This is a genomic window from Nostoc sp. CCY 9925 (assembly GCF_963920935.1).
In the GTDB taxonomy this organism is placed as follows: domain Bacteria; phylum Cyanobacteriota; class Cyanobacteriia; order Cyanobacteriales; family Nostocaceae; genus Nostoc.
On sequence record NZ_CAWUDO010000149.1, the window covers coordinates 1 to 14834 of the forward strand.

General features: G+C 39.7%; 16 protein-coding genes. 13 read left to right on the plus strand and 3 right to left on the minus strand.

Annotated elements, in window-relative coordinates; genetic code table 11:
- Window positions 1-203: 203 nt before the first annotated feature.
- Window positions 204-710 carry a DUF4332 domain-containing protein gene (locus ACM0OY_RS36680; RefSeq protein WP_414573637.1) on the plus strand — a complete coding sequence of 169 codons (507 nt, stop codon included), beginning with the start codon at window positions 204-206 and terminating at the stop codon, window positions 708-710.
- A 31-nt stretch (window positions 711-741) separates the two neighbouring features.
- Here ACM0OY_RS36680 and ACM0OY_RS36685 read toward each other — a convergent pair whose 3' ends face one another.
- Window positions 742-1356 carry a TetR/AcrR family transcriptional regulator gene (locus tag ACM0OY_RS36685; RefSeq protein WP_414573638.1) on the minus strand — a complete coding sequence of 205 codons (615 nt, stop codon included), beginning with the start codon at window positions 1354-1356 and terminating at the stop codon, window positions 742-744.
- 412 nt (window positions 1357-1768) lie between these two features.
- Here ACM0OY_RS36685 and ACM0OY_RS36690 point away from each other — a divergent pair, with 412 nt between their 5' ends.
- From ACM0OY_RS36690 to ACM0OY_RS36745, 12 genes are all read left to right on the plus strand, one after another.
- Window positions 1769-3301, plus strand: coding sequence for a M16 family metallopeptidase (locus tag ACM0OY_RS36690; RefSeq protein WP_414573651.1), 1533 nt, complete (start codon window positions 1769-1771; stop codon window positions 3299-3301).
- Window positions 3302-3377: 76 nt separating this feature from the next.
- On the plus strand, window positions 3378-4862 hold the full coding sequence (locus tag ACM0OY_RS36695; protein ID WP_414573639.1) for a M16 family metallopeptidase: 1485 nt from the start codon (window positions 3378-3380) through the stop codon (window positions 4860-4862).
- A gap of 376 nt (window positions 4863-5238) precedes the next feature.
- Window positions 5239-5511, plus strand: coding sequence for a hypothetical protein (locus ACM0OY_RS36700; RefSeq protein ID WP_414573640.1), 273 nt, complete (start codon window positions 5239-5241; stop codon window positions 5509-5511).
- A 573-nt stretch (window positions 5512-6084) separates the two neighbouring features.
- Window positions 6085-6315 carry a hypothetical protein gene (locus ACM0OY_RS36705; RefSeq protein ID WP_414573641.1) on the plus strand — a complete coding sequence of 77 codons (231 nt, stop codon included), beginning with the start codon at window positions 6085-6087 and terminating at the stop codon, window positions 6313-6315.
- 163 nt (window positions 6316-6478) lie between these two features.
- Entirely contained in the window at window positions 6479-6703 is a 225-nt protein-coding gene (locus tag ACM0OY_RS36710) for a hypothetical protein (RefSeq protein ID WP_414573642.1), read from the plus strand.
- 166 nt (window positions 6704-6869) lie between these two features.
- On the plus strand, window positions 6870-7094 hold the full coding sequence (locus ACM0OY_RS36715; protein WP_414573643.1) for a hypothetical protein: 225 nt from the start codon (window positions 6870-6872) through the stop codon (window positions 7092-7094).
- Window positions 7095-7260: 166 nt separating this feature from the next.
- Window positions 7261-7491: a hypothetical protein gene (locus ACM0OY_RS36720; RefSeq protein ID WP_414573644.1), complete on the plus strand. Its 231-nt coding sequence runs from the start codon at window positions 7261-7263 to the stop codon at window positions 7489-7491.
- A gap of 163 nt (window positions 7492-7654) precedes the next feature.
- Window positions 7655-7882, plus strand: coding sequence for a hypothetical protein (locus ACM0OY_RS36725; protein ID WP_414573645.1), 228 nt, complete (start codon window positions 7655-7657; stop codon window positions 7880-7882).
- 138 nt (window positions 7883-8020) lie between these two features.
- Window positions 8021-8254 (plus strand): hypothetical protein, encoded by a 234-nt coding sequence (locus tag ACM0OY_RS36730; RefSeq protein ID WP_414573646.1) that lies wholly within the window; start codon window positions 8021-8023, stop codon window positions 8252-8254.
- A gap of 420 nt (window positions 8255-8674) precedes the next feature.
- Entirely contained in the window at window positions 8675-9853 is a 1179-nt protein-coding gene (locus tag ACM0OY_RS36735; RefSeq protein WP_414573647.1) for a phosphotransferase, read from the plus strand.
- Between the two features lie 241 nt (window positions 9854-10094).
- Window positions 10095-11195, plus strand: coding sequence for a T3SS effector HopA1 family protein (locus ACM0OY_RS36740; protein ID WP_414573648.1), 1101 nt, complete (start codon window positions 10095-10097; stop codon window positions 11193-11195).
- A 157-nt stretch (window positions 11196-11352) separates the two neighbouring features.
- On the plus strand, window positions 11353-11661 hold the full coding sequence (locus ACM0OY_RS36745) for a HetP family heterocyst commitment protein (protein ID WP_414573649.1): 309 nt from the start codon (window positions 11353-11355) through the stop codon (window positions 11659-11661).
- A 277-nt stretch (window positions 11662-11938) separates the two neighbouring features.
- Here ACM0OY_RS36745 and ACM0OY_RS36750 read toward each other — a convergent pair whose 3' ends face one another.
- Window positions 11939-12763 carry a peptidylprolyl isomerase gene (locus ACM0OY_RS36750; RefSeq protein WP_414573650.1) on the minus strand — a complete coding sequence of 275 codons (825 nt, stop codon included), beginning with the start codon at window positions 12761-12763 and terminating at the stop codon, window positions 11939-11941.
- A 423-nt stretch (window positions 12764-13186) separates the two neighbouring features.
- The gene (locus ACM0OY_RS36755) at window positions 13187-14734 is read right to left on the minus strand and encodes an HlyD family efflux transporter periplasmic adaptor subunit (RefSeq protein ID WP_414573652.1); all 1548 of its coding nucleotides are present in this window, start codon (window positions 14732-14734) and stop codon (window positions 13187-13189) included.
- Window positions 14735-14834 lie beyond the last annotated feature (100 nt).

Genomic DNA, 14834 nt, shown 5'->3' on the forward strand with positions numbered 1-14834 from the left:
CAAAGGTGCAGGTCGATGCAACAAAGGTGCAGGTCGATGCAATAAAGGTGCAGGTTGATGCAATAAAGGTGCAGGTTGATGCAACAAAGGTGCAGGTCGATGCAACAAAGGTGCAACAAGTTGTATTTAAATTGCACGCCAATACAAAACACTAAAAGCGGCTGTCACAATATTTAAATAGAGTTATATTTTTAGTTTTACAAATGGCCGCTAAACAAACAAATAACCGAAGTCGTGTCACATCTGGTGACTGGCCAATTGAACAATTACCAGGACTCAGCCAAGAAGAACAATCCCAACTGCAAAATTCTGGAATTAATACCACAGTAGCGCTAGTCAAACAAGGAAAGACTCTACAAGCAAGGGTGGCGTTAGCAAATAAACTCCAGATTCATCTTCAGTATGTAAATAAATGGATGGCTTTGGCTGACTTGGCACGTATTCCCAGCGTCGGAACGCAGTATTGCGGTTTATTGCTTCATGCGGGTATTGGTTCTGTGGCACAGTTAGCTCAGACTCCCACCCACAGATTACACAAACAAATTATGCGCTTGCAAGTAGCAACAATGCAGCGACGAGATTTGTGTCCAGCGATCGAGTTAGTACAACGGTGGAGTCAGGAAGCGACAATGGTGGGAGTGGAGGCGGGGAGCCAGGGGGAGCAGGGGAGGCAGGGGGAGCAGAGGAGGCAGGGGGAGAATAACTCTTAACTGGTCACTCTCAATGCCCCATGCCCAATTTTTAATCTTTTACTAAGACACCATTGAGGAAGATATCAGCGAGTCCTTCTGCCATTTGTTGCATTTGTTGGGGGGAGGCGTCTGGTTCCATGAGGGTGTTGTTGGAAAAGCCTGCGATCGCAAACATTCCTAAGAAAACTTTGGCGACTAGGTTAGCATCCATTTGGCGATAAATGCCTTTATCCATTGCTGTTTGAAAGAAGGCTTCGGCAACATCGGTCATTTTAGTGATGACTTCAACTTGAATGCGATCGCGCAAGTCGGGGTGAAATTGCACTTCCATGAAACAAACGCGCATCAAATCAGCATTTTTTTGAAAATTCCACATCCGACGGCGCATTACTTGAGCTACTGCTTTATAGCTACCCATTTCACTTAATTCTGTGAGCAGATCCGTCAGAATCTCCACCCATCCACTTGTGGCAACTTCAACCAAAATTGCTTTTTTATTAGGAAAATGCCGAAACAGAGTGCCTTCAGCCACACCTGCTGTTTGTGCTAAATCACGGGTGGTAGTGCCATCAAATCCTTGAGAGGCAAACAAACGTTGTGCTGCCTGTAAAATCCGCGTACGCGTCTGAGCCTCTGATGGTGGGGGAGAATTAAAAACTCGCATAATTGTTATGGTGAAATATCCGGAACCGGACTTGTAGCATTATTGTCTAACGCCAAGTACAAAAAGCCGAAAAACCTTAATACAACATTAACGCTCTATTTGCTAAGTAGCGTATTTCTTCGGTAGTGTAACTTTATCTTAATTTTGGCTTATGAACAAACTCTGTCGGTCAATTGTGAATTTTAGGTCGCACCAAAGGTGGGCTATAAACGCAACTTGGATTTTGGATTGGTTGAAGAAAGTATCAGTGACATCGCGTCGGCTGTTTATAGAACTCCAACAAATAAATTCTTCAATGTTGTGGGGTGGGCATCTTCCCCGCCCAGTGGATATGGCGGGTGAGACACCCACCCCACAAAAGTTCATTGGATATTTTTTTATTTGCAAGTCTCTTGTCGCCTTGTTGGCTTTGATGGTCTTTTGCTGGGGATTACAGCCAGAAATTGCTCTGGCTCAAACTCAAACAATATCTCCTCCACCAGCTAAAACTCAAACTCCGCCAACTCCAAGTTCAATTCAACCTTATCTAGATCGAGTCATCAACCAGTTAACTGAATTTCGCCTAGATAATGGTTTGAAATTCATTGTTTTGGAACGACATCAAGCACCTGTAGTGTCTTTTCTTACCTATGCTGATGTCGGTGGTGTGGATGAACCGGATGGAAAAACTGGTGTAGCCCACTTTCTAGAACATTTAGCGTTTAAAGGAACGACGCGCATCGGTACGGAAGATTACAAAGCAGAAAAACCGCTACTAGAACGCTTGGAACAGTTGGATACCCAAATTAAAGCCGCGAAAGCTGATGGCAAAAAAGCTGAAGTGGCGCGGCTAGAAGCTGAGTTTAAGCGGGTGGAATCAGAAGCAGCTAAGCTAGTCAAGCAAAACGAACTGGGGCGAATTGTAGAACAAGCAGGAGGTGTGGGTTTAAATGCTACCACTTCAACGGAAGCTACCCGTTACTTTTACAGTTTTCCTGCTAATAAGTTGGAACTTTGGATGTCGCTGGAGTCGGAGCGATTTCTCGATCCTGTAATTCGTCGTGAGTTTTATAAAGAGAAAGATGTAATTTTAGAAGAGCGACGGATGCGGGTGGATAATTCACCCATTGGGCTGATGGTAGAGAAATTTATCGACACTGCATACAAAGTCCATCCTTACAGGCGTCCGGTGATTGGTTACGACAAAGATATTCGCAACTTAACGCCAGAAGATGTCCAAAAGTTTTTTGATGCTTATTATGTACCAAGTAATTTAGCGATCGCCATTGTCGGAGATGTCAATCCCGCCCAGGTGAAAAAACTCGCACAAACTTATTTTGGACGCTATCAAGCTAAAGCTAAAGCTACTCAACAACTTTCTGTGGAACCGCAACAAAAACAAACGCGGGAAGTTACTTTAGAACTACTTTCTCAACCGTTGTATTTTGAAGGTTATCACCGTCCCGCAGTTACTCATCCAGATAATGCAGTCTATGAAATCATTGGCAGTTTATTAAGTGATGGGCGCACGTCGCGGCTGTATAAATCTTTGGTAGAAAAGCAGCGTTTGGCGCTCAATGCCCAAGGTTTCAGCGGTTTCCCTGGAGACAAATACTCAAACCTGATGTTGTTTTATGCTCCGACTGCTCCTGGTCATACGGTTGATGAATTGGCGATCGCTTTACGCCAGGAAATTGACAAATTAAAAACTGAACCTGTATCTGCGGTTGAGTTAGACCGAGTGAAAACCCAAGCAAGGGCAGATTTATTACGTAGTTTGACTTCTAATAGCGGAATGGCTCAACAGTTGTTGGAATATGAAGTCAAAACTGGCTCTTGGCGGAATTTGTTTAAGGAGTTGGATGAAATTGCGGCGGTAACTCCTGGTGATATTCAGCGGGTAGCAAAGGCGACGTTTACGCCGGAAAATCGCACGATTGGTAAGCTGTTGTCGAAACAGGGATGAGAAACGAACCGCAAAGGCGCAGAGGGCGCAAAGGAAGAGAGATATGGAAAGGTATAAGGGGAAGGGTAGAAGGAAGATGGTTTTGAAAATCCCAAGTGGGAAGAAGGTTGTTTCTGCTTTGGTTGTGGCTTTTGCCTTTTTACTTTTTACTTTTAATTTTTCTGTTGCGGCAACGGCACAGGCGAAGCATTACACTGAGCTGCAACTGCCACCGCTACCTGAGATTAAGTTACCCAAGTATGAGCGGTTTGTGCTGCAAAATGGCTTGGTTGTCTATTTGATGCAGGATCGTGAGTTACCTTTGGTGAAGGGTACGGTGTTGGTAAGGACTGGGAATCGTTTGGAACCTCTGGAAAAAGTCGGGTTGGCTGGTTTTACAGGTGCAGTCATGCGGACTGGAGGAACTACGAAGCATTCGCCGGATGAACTAAATGAGATATTGGAACAACGGGCGGCGTCGGTGGAAACTAGTATTAGTGAAACTTTTGGTAGTGCTAGTTTTGATGCCCTCAGTGAAGATTTAGAAACAGTGTTTGGCTTGTTTGCTGAGGTGTTGCGATCGCCTGTATTTGCTCAAGAAAAGCTAGATTTGGCGAAAACACAAGCTAGGGGTGGTATTGCGCGGCGCAATGACGATCCAAATGGAATTGCTAGTCGAGAATTTCGCAAATTGCTATATGGCAAAGATAGCCCCTATGGTCGCACCACAGAGTATGCAACGGTGGATCGAGTTTCCCGTGAGGATTTGGTCAAGTTTTATCAGCAATACTTCCACCCGAATAACATGATTTTGGGGATTGTGGGAGATTTTGAACCGAAAAAAATGCGATCGCTCATTCAAGCTAAATTTGGTGACTGGAAACCCAACCCGAAAATTGCCAAATCCCAATTACCAGAGGTTTCGCCAGCCAATACAGGCGGAGTGTTTTTTGTGAATCAGCCACAACTGACGCAAAGTAGTGTGTTGATTGGACATTTAGGCGGACAGTTTGACAGTCCAGATTATCCAGCGCTGAATGTGTTAAATGAGGTGTTAAATGGATTTGGCGGACGCTTATTTAATGAACTGCGATCGCGTCAAGGTTTAGCTTACTCTGTATACGGGTTCTGGAGTCCCCGTTATGATTATCCTGGGATGTTCATTGGTGGTGGACAAACGCGATCGGATGCTACGGTACAGTTTGTCAAAGCCTTACAAGCGGAAATTAAGCGCATCCAAGCTCAAAAGGTGACAGCAAAGGAACTAGCTTTTGCTAAAGAATCTACACTCAACTCGTTTGTATTCAACTTTCAAGACCCCGGTCAAACCTTATCACGGTTGATGCAATACGAATATTACGGCTATCCGGCTGATTTTCTGTTTCGCTATCAAAAAGCCGTCGCCGCCACCACAGCCGACGATGTGCAACGGGTAGCACGAGAATATCTCAAGCCAGAAAAAATCGTGACTCTAGTTGTGGGGAATCAAACCGCGATTCAACCGCCGTTGACGCAATTAGCTGCACAGGTAACGCCAATAGATGTGACGATTCCCGACTCACAACCACAGGCGAAGAATTAGACCAGAATTCTTAATTAGACTAGGCTCTGAGTCTAGCTACCAGACCTAGATGGTGTACTTGATAACTTGAAATTTGCTGTAGTTAGATAGATGCGATGATGCGATCGCCATAACAACTTTTAGTCAAACAATAGTAGGGACACGATTCATCGTGTCCTTACACATATAAACGCAACAGACAAATCAAATCAATTTACTTCAATTCGTTAGTTATTAGGACAAAATTTCCTGATTTTTGTCTATAAACTTAGCCTCAAATTATTGACTTTACCAATTCCATAGCAAAATAATATAAGAGAGAGAATAGCTTTGACCTGAATTTATCAATTATCCACAATAGTGTTATTTAACATTAAGTATTGCAGGAGTTGAGTCAATGGTTAGAATCAAAATTTCCGATCTGCACCCTAGTACAGACAAACAGCTTCTCAATGAAATTACCCCTGGAGAAATGAAGACAGTAGAAGGTGGTGTAGCATCTAATTCGATGGGCACGATGGGCAGACAGTTCTCCAACACACTTGACGCAAATAATTCATCCAGTACAACTGACCCTGATTCATCACGAATAAACTCGCTACAAGAAGTAAATTCGCTTTTGGATAACTTTAGGTTAGAACTAGATAAAATATTTCAGAGGTTGGTATAACAGCCAATGTGCTGATTCGTTAGTGAGCAGAGTTTTGTTATTTAAGTTTTCTCCTTATATTGGTGCGTTCTAAGTAATATTAGAACGCACTTTTTCATGAAAAATTTTATTCAAAAAGAATCTAGAAGTCAAAATTTATATCACGTTCCGATGAAGAGCGATCATTAGAGTTGATACCATTTCACGAAACTCTTGATAGATACAGCGGATTGCACTTGATGAGGTACAGATAATCAATCATAGAGGTGCATATTTCACATGAGAAGATGTGATAAATCGTGTCTCTACATGAGGTTTTTGGGTTTATCTGAACTGTATTGGAGCTTAAACAAATTTCTCTTAGTAGATCGAAACAAGTTACATCCACCAGTCCGACTCCAATGCAATTGGAGAATTCTGAATTGTGACTCTATTTTGATAAAGACTCAACTCATTGATATGTGTCTTTCTAAACAGCTTTTTAAGCTTGACTTTGCTAATTTCATCAATAAAAATTGCAGTAACAGGTAAAGAAAGCAGAGCTTAATTACCTGTTCAATTAACCTGTTTAAAGCAAGTTTTCTAAGAGGAAAAATGGCAAATATCACTCTTTCTGAACTCTACACTTCTGGTTCTGAATTGTTTGAAGGAACCGAAAGCTTTCTCAATGATTTAAATGATGCTGATTCCATCTCTGGTGGTAACTATAATGGATTTAGCGACATTTCAGGCTTGACAAAACTAGCTGAAGCATATGTTGATACCTATGCTATCGGTCACGTGACCTTTGTAGCTAAGTCCTACAGCAACGGTACATACTACTAATCGCTGAGTAGTTAATTAGAAAGCTCAATGGCTCTTTGGGGATAAAAAATAGCAAGCTATCTCAATTCAATCTATGAGGTTTCTTGATTATTAATAATCCCCAAGAGCCAACCATATCAATTCAACTACAGCTGAATTACAACAAGAATTTGAGGAATAAGTCATGGCAAATATTACTCTTTCTGAACTCTACGTTTCTGGTTCTGAATTGTTTGATGGAACCGAAAGCTTTCTCAATGATTTAAGCGATGCTGATTCCATCTCCGGTGGTAACTATGATGGATTTAGCGACATTTCGACTTTGACAAAACTAGCTGAAGCATATGTTGATACCTATGCTATCGGTCATATCACCTTTGTAGCTAAGTCCTACAGCAGTAATTACTAATAATTGTTGAGTAGCTAAGTACAAAGCTTGATGCTTATTTGGGGATAAAAAATAGAAAGTAATCTCTATTGAATGTCTGAGGTTTCTTGATTATTAATAATCCCCAAGAGGCATCCAGATAAATTCAACTACAGCTTAATTACAACAAGTATTTGAGGAATAAGTCATGGCAAATATCATTCTCTCTGAACTTTACGTTTCTGGTTCTGAATTGTTTGAAGGAACCGAAAGCTTTCTCAATGATTTAAGCGATGCTGATTCCATCTCCGGTGGTAACTATGATGGATTTAGCGACATTTCGACTTTGACAAAACTAGCTGAAGCATATGTTGATACCTATGCTATCGGTCATATCACCTTTGTAGCTAAGTCCTACAGCAGTAATTACTAATAATTGTTGAGTAGCTAAGTACAAAGCTTGATGCTTATTTGGGGATAAAAAATAGAAAGTAATCTCTATTGAATGTCTGAGGTTTCTTGATTATTAATAATCCCCAAGAGGCATCCAGATAAATTCAACTACAGCTTAATTACAACAAGTATTTGAGGAATAAGTCATGGCAAATATCATTCTCTCTGAACTTTACGTTTCTGGTTCTGAATTGTTTGAAGGAACCGAAAGCTTTCTCAATGATTTAAATGATGCTGATTCCATCTCTGGTGGTAACTATAATGGATTTAGCGACATTTCAGGCTTGACAAAACTAGCTGAAGCATATGTTGATACCTATGCTATCGGTCACGTGACCTTTGTAGCTAAGTCCTACAGCAACGGTACATACTACTAATCGCTGAGTAGTTAATTAGAAAGCTCAATGGCTCTTTGGGGATAAAAAATAGCAAGCTATCTCAATTCAATCTATGAGGTTTCTTGATTATTAATAATCCCCAAGAGCCAACCATATCAATTCAACTACAGCTGAATTACAACAAGAATTTGAGGAATAAGTCATGGCAAATATTACTCTTTCTGAACTCTACGTTTCTGGTTCTGAATTGTTTGATGGAACCGAAAGCTTTCTCAATGATTTAAGCGATGCTGATTCCATTTCTGGTGGTAGCGAATGGAGTGGATTTAGCGACATTTCAACTTTGACAAAATTAGCTGAAGCATATGTTGATACCTATGCTATCGGTCATATCGCCTTTGTAGCTAAGTCCTACAGTAGTAATTACTAATAATTGTTGAGTAGTTAAGTACAAAGCTCAATGGCTCTTTGGGTATAAAAAATAGAAATCCATCTCTCTTGGCGCCCAAGAGCCAACTACATGAATGGAAGGAAAACTTAATTATTGCAAGTGCTTGAGGAATAAGTTATGGCAAATATTACTCTTTCTGAACTCTACATTTCTGGTTCTGAATTGTTTGATGGAACCGAAAGCTTTCTCAATGATTTAAGCGATGCTGATTCCATTTCTGGTGGTAGCGAATGGAGTGGATTTAGCGACATTTCAACTTTGACAAAATTAGCTGAAGCATATGTTGATACCTATGCTATTGGTCATATTGCTTTTATAGCAAAATCATACAGCGATAGCAGTGTTGCCTGATAATTAAGCTGTAGTTCATTACTCAGCTATAGCAATCCTATTTGAGTTTGTAAATTATTAGAACATGCAATAGGCAAGAGATTTTTTCACAAATGATTTAGGATTGCTATATATTAATCTGCTTTAATTTTTGAACTTATTTAGCTGATGCGCGCAGCGCAAGTGCAATAGTATGGAATGGAGACACGATAGCATTACAAAAGTTTAGAATCAGCGTGTTCGAGTTGAAGGTGAGTTTTTTAACGCAATCAAATGGGAATTGCCTAGTTTTTATTGAGTACAGAGTTGAGCTTCATTAAAGCGCGATCGCCAATTCAGTAAATGCTCGATTCACTGCAAAATATCGAGCATAATACTGATTTACCAGCTTCTTAATTGAGTAATAGCAACTTTCAATTTTTTAAGGAAATATCTGACACTATGCCATTTTTATTAAGTTCTCAAAATGTTTTTGATTACCTAATTTCTCTGGGATTATGTACTCAAGAAGAACAATCATTGAGCAAAATTGGGCTAAAGCCTGCCAAAAATTTTAACTTATTAATAACTTTACCAGAAGGCCAGCAACTCTTAGTTAAACAAGAGCGTCACAATCGAGAAGGAAAAACTGCTGGTGAGTTTTTTGACGAATGGAGAATTCATAATTTTTTTCGCACTTTCCCAGAAATTAGTCACATTCGCTCGTATTGTTCGGAAGTACTGCATTTTGATGCAGAAAATTCTATTATTGTGTTTAATTATCTTAGTAACTATCGCGATTTAGCAGATTTCTACATCAAGGAGAGTGTTTTTCCCACTGAGATTGCAAAGATAGTTGGCAGTACTTTGGCATCGATTCATCGTCTAAGTATTAGCCGTCCAGAATATCGAGAATTTTTTCAAAATGACCAGAATGTATCTAGTCAAGAACCTCCAAATCTACATCAAGGCCTGGATAGAATTACACCAGAAATCTACGGTAGAGTTCCTGGCGATGGACTGAAATTTTTCGCTCTTTATCAACGTTACGATAGCTTAGGACAAGCGATCGCAGATTTGGCTAGTGCTTTTAATGCCTGTTGTCTGACTCATAACGATCTCAAGCTGAATAATATTCTGATTTCTCTCAATTGGGAACAAGGGATTTTTCAGGAATCAGTTTCAGGTGAGAGTGCGATTCGGCTGATTGACTGGGAACGTTGTGATTGGGGAGATCCAGCAAATGATTTGGGAAATTTGTTAGCCAGCTATCTGCAAATGTGGCTGTATAGTATTGTCATTGGTAAAGATATAGCGATCGAACAGTCGTTACGTCTAGCTACGACTCCTCTGCAACTTCTCCAGCCATCAATGGCGGAATTAGTGGCTACTTATTTAGCTGAATTTCCTCAAGTACTAGAACATCGTCCTGATTTCTTGGAACGAGTTATGCAATTTTCTGGTTTAGCCTTGATTAGATCTATTCAGGCGATACTTCAGTATGAAAAGAGATTTGGTAATTCAGGTATTTGTATGCTCCAGGTTGCCAAGAGTTTATTGTGCCGTCCAGAAGCATCTATACCAACAATTTTTGGTGTGCAAGCATCAGACCTCTATCCAACAAACTTATCTCGTGTGTAGAAGCAAGTCAATCAATTTTGGATTTTAGATTATCGATAGCATAGCCTTAGCGAGTCCCCAAGCATCTTTTGGAATGTACTCTTTGTCTGTTGCTATCTCTCCGTGTCGCGCCAGTTGCTACAAGTCGGGCGCACTGGCTTCTCTGCGCCTCTGTGGTTCGTTTTCTTGAAAATCCCTAAACTGGAGTCCCTCCACATATCCATCTCCCTCCTACTCCTCTGTTATTTACACAGCAGACATTATGCAACTATTAGATTCGCTACAAACTCAACTATCAGAAGTTCCAGAGCCATTGCAGACATCATTACAAGATATCATTCATAAAGTTGAAATCCAGTCTCATTACTGCATTCAGCACCCAGACTACAAACCAATGGAATTACCAGAGTCAGCAATTGCAGGCTTTCAGCAATTACCTTTGGATCTCCAGAACAAGTTTTTGAGTCTGCAATTGCGTAGTTTTCTTTACGGTATCTATTACAATGGTTCTTTGAAATCTGCTCTTGCTCCTGATGCAGACACAACCAATTTGGCACTGAACCAAAATCTAGAAAATAATACTCTTTTGGGTGTAGATGTAGCTTTTTATGAACGCTTGCATGAAAGTAACAAGGGTGAAGGTTACTTCAGCAACGATTGGCTTGTAATTAAAGAAGAGAACGATGGCATTTTGATAGTGTATAAAAATGGTTTGAAACTGCATATACAGCGCAATATTCATCTACAGCCAGCACAGCGAAACATCACTGTTGGTAACTCAGTTGCAATTAGAATGCCCAAAAATTTAGTACAAAACGGATTCTATATGGCAATTGGTAACGCAGCTTCTCATCAAAATCAAAATATTGTCCGCGTTTATTTCAATTTAAGTGCAGAAGGGGCAGTTGCAGTTATGGATAGTTTGACTACCCAACTCAACTCTATAGATATTCCTTTCTCATTTAAAGCACTCTACAATCCCTCGGACTATGGACGTTGTGATTCAGCAGTGCTTTATTTTGACAAAAACAGATATGAACTTGTTCACCCGGTATTAGAAAGAGTGTATTTAGAAAATCAATCTTATTTTCAGAAACAAGTGCCTTTATTCACCAAGTTAATCGCACCAGGATTGGCGATCGCCGAAGAACCAGACCAAAAATTGAGCGACCATGAAAGCTTCGGTACAAACCGCTGCCAAATTATTGCTAATGGTTTGCTTGATAGTTGGCTTCAAGGAAATAATACACCAGCAGAGCGAATGACAGCAGTTCTGCAACATTTTTCTTTACATAAAGTTGAATTGCAACGTCCTTACCTCAATGCAAATTCCGAGGATATATACACTTCCTTGAATCTCTAAAATTGTTTGACTAATGATTGACTACTAAATTCTTAGTTAATTTTAAAGTCAGCCCATCCGCAAGCATCGTGGTAGTGGTTATGGTGTTGCTGAATATTGTTAGAAATTCAAAATTTAAATTATTCAGCAACGCTAGTTTTATTCATGAGGTAACTAGATGAATCCAGATTTTTTTGAGTCTAATGAAGCGTTAAATAAGAAATTCAATTTCAATCATGAAGAGTTAGAAGAAATAATCAAAGCTGTGAGAGATGGTAAATACTCTTGGGCTTGCCTTTTAATGCTGCGTTTTAGTGGCTACAATCCTCTTGAATATATACCGTCCCGTACCTACATTCGATTAATGAAAAACAACTGCCTATTTGGCAAAGCCAACCATCATCAAAGTGATAATCAAAATCTAGCTTTTTTTGAACTAGAATCAACCTGGTTTCAACAGAGTAGCAATAAACACGACTCAAACTAAATTTTCAGAATTCAGAATTCTGAATTAATTAGTAAGATATTTAGACACACCACTTTCTTATCGATCACCAAATTTTAAATTTGGTGTAGTGTTTCATCGGTTATTCATGAGCATCTGTCAACATAATAAGTAGTCGGGAGAAATGATTAAAGGTTTGTAGTAAGCGGCTCTAGCCCTATTTTGAGGGATAGAGCCGCTTATTAAAAGCTAATTTACAGCGAATTTCAAGTTGGCGAGGTAGATAATCTCAGTGTCAAAGTTAAGCAAAAAGTTTGTTTTAGTTTTGAGCTATGACTCCTGAATTTTGACTCTTGAATTCTGACTCTTCGATTACTATATCTTTAGATGTTTCAGAATTAGCAACTTTGGTTAAGTTTGCCACTATTTCCATAGAGGCAATTTGTGTTTTTAACCAATTAGTAAATAAGTCTCCTATAATTTGCAGCCGTCGCTGTTCATCCAATTGAGGTTTAATGATTTCCTCAACTGCAATTATATGTACTCCTTTGGGAGTGGTAATTGGCTTGAGAATTTGTGGAGGATTAGCAGCAAAGACAGCTGCTGCAATTTCTGGTCTAAAATCCCTACGGAGACGTATTCCTTGATAGCCTCCAGCACGTCGGATTTCAATATTTTCGATGTATTGGCGGGCGATTTCTTGGAAACTAATTTCACCTTCTTGCAGAGCATAAAATAATTCTAGTGCTAAATCTTCGTCATCTAAGACAACTTCGTAAGTTACTGCTCCGACGTAATCAAGTTGGTGTGCATAAAAAAATGCCTCAACTTTATTTTCAAATAAATGATTTGCTAATTTGGTGGATAGTAGACTAGTTTCGACTATTTTTTCAAAGTCATCGAGAGAAATATAATGTTTCTCTAACCATGCCCAGGTATCTTCAGCTTTCAGAAGTTCGTTAGCTAAACGTAGGTTATCTGCTGCTTTTTGTAGTTCTTCTAAATCAATTTCGATACCTGCCTGTTTTGCTTCGTTTTCAACGATTGTTCGAGTGGCGATCGCCTCCAATATATTAGGAATTTGACGAGACAGCTTAATGTGGTCAAAAATATCCTCAGGAGAAACAGTCAATACCTTTGACATAATCTAATTCCTCCAATTATTAACCTAAAAGTTTAGGACGTTTTGATTGTAATTGTAACTCTATTAATTATAAATTTACTATCTTTTTTAGACATATACTTTAGAATATTTATTTAGTAGAAAACGTATAATCAATTTACTTAAAATATCAAATATTATTGATAAATTGTAAAAGTTACTATTTCTATGTAAGTCAGCAATAATATTTCCACCTATGTCAATAAAGGTAAATATAGGGTACGTTAGCCTACGGCATAACGCATAATTAATAATTAAAGGTGCGTTGTGCTGCACAACAATACACCCTACATCTGAATTATGAACTCTGCTGTTTTTTATCTAAAAATATCAATATTTAGATACCCGACTTATTAAAGAAGTCGGGTATCTAGTTGTATATGATTGCTGTAAATTGGTTAATATTTAAAGCTCCAAACCACCTTGTTGCAATTTTTTAAATGGATCTAAAATAAAGTCCATCACCCGACGTTGCCGGATAACCACCTCTGCGGTTGCTGTTTGACCTGGTGTTATGGGAATACGTCTGTTGCCAGTTTGGATATAAGGCTGAGCTAGGGAGATTTCTAACTCATAGGTTTCGACGTTACCTTGGTTATTCGTCTGAATTTTTGAATCAGGTGAAATCCAGTTGACGCGCCCTTGTACTACCCCATAGTCTTGGAAGGGATAAGCATCAAATTTGACTTTAACTGGCATTCCTACCTTCAAAAAACCACTTTGTTCGTTTGGTATCTGCGCCTTAAGAATCAAGGAAGTATTCTTAGGTGCAATTTGGGCGATTAACTGTCCTAGTTCTACTACTGAGCCTGGTTTTTGGATAGGTAATTCAAAAATTACCCCATCAACAGGCGATCGCACTATTCGTTGTTGTAACTGTAGTTTTAAGGATGTAATCTGGCTTCCAGTTTGAGCAATTTCTGATTGCACACTAGTAATTTGGGTTTGTAAGTCTTTTAACTGTTCCTGATTTTTCAGCACCGCCAGTTGACCTGCTTGCACTAAACCGCGATAGCCGCTTTGCTGTTCTTGCAGCCGAAGTTTTGCCTGCTCAATATCTGAATAAGCTTGACTCATTAGCGACTGATAGCGGTTGAGTTCTTCTTTTAACCGCAACTGGGCTTGGGTGATATCGGATTTTGCTTGTTCTTGGAGGCGTTGGCTTTCTTCTGCTACCTTTTCGAGTTCCACAACTTTGGTTTGGGGAATCGCCCCCTGTTGCAAAAGTTGGCGATAACGTTTAACTTCCGTGAAATCTCGGCTTAAACGACTGCGAGCTAATTTCTGGGCAATTTGCGTAGAACTGATATTTTGACTAGCCTGTTCTACTAGAGCCAATTTTTCCAGTCGTTGTAAGTTATAAGTACTTTGTTTAGCATCAAGATTTTGCTGTGCTTGATTAATTTGGGCGATTTTTTCCAATTCTTGGGATTTATTTTGTTGCTCTTGGATATTAATCGTTAGTAGAATTTGGTTTTTGAGGAGATCTAGTTGCGATCGCCGATTTAACAAACCCTCTAGTTTTGTCTGCACCTGCTGTAATTCTGAGCGCAGTACATCAGACTCCAGTTGAACTAAAACCTGTCCTGCTCTTACTGTTGCGCCTTCCTTGACATTTACAGCCGTGATGCTACCACTAACAGGACTATCCAATTTTTGCGTTGCTCCTTCAGGTTCCATGCGTCCTCTAGCACTTCCTGTCTCATCAACTTTAGAAAGCATCGCCCAAGGTATAACGATCGCACCAAAGCCAACCAGTAAATACAACAGGGAGCGCGTCCAAATTCTTGGTAAAGCATCTAACAGTTCTTCAGTACCATAAAACCAATCATTTGTCTGAGATGTTTCCTGTGCTTGAGGATTGACAACAGTACTTGTGTCCTCACGTAGGTAAAATTTAGCGTCCTTTTCTATGGCGAACGCGGATGATGAATTATTAGATGAGTTTGGCATAGGAATTGGGGAGTGGGGACTGGGGATTGGGGAGATAAATTCAGTTCTGAGGTGGATGAACGAGTATTTGAGGTGGATGAACGAGTATCTGAGGTGGATG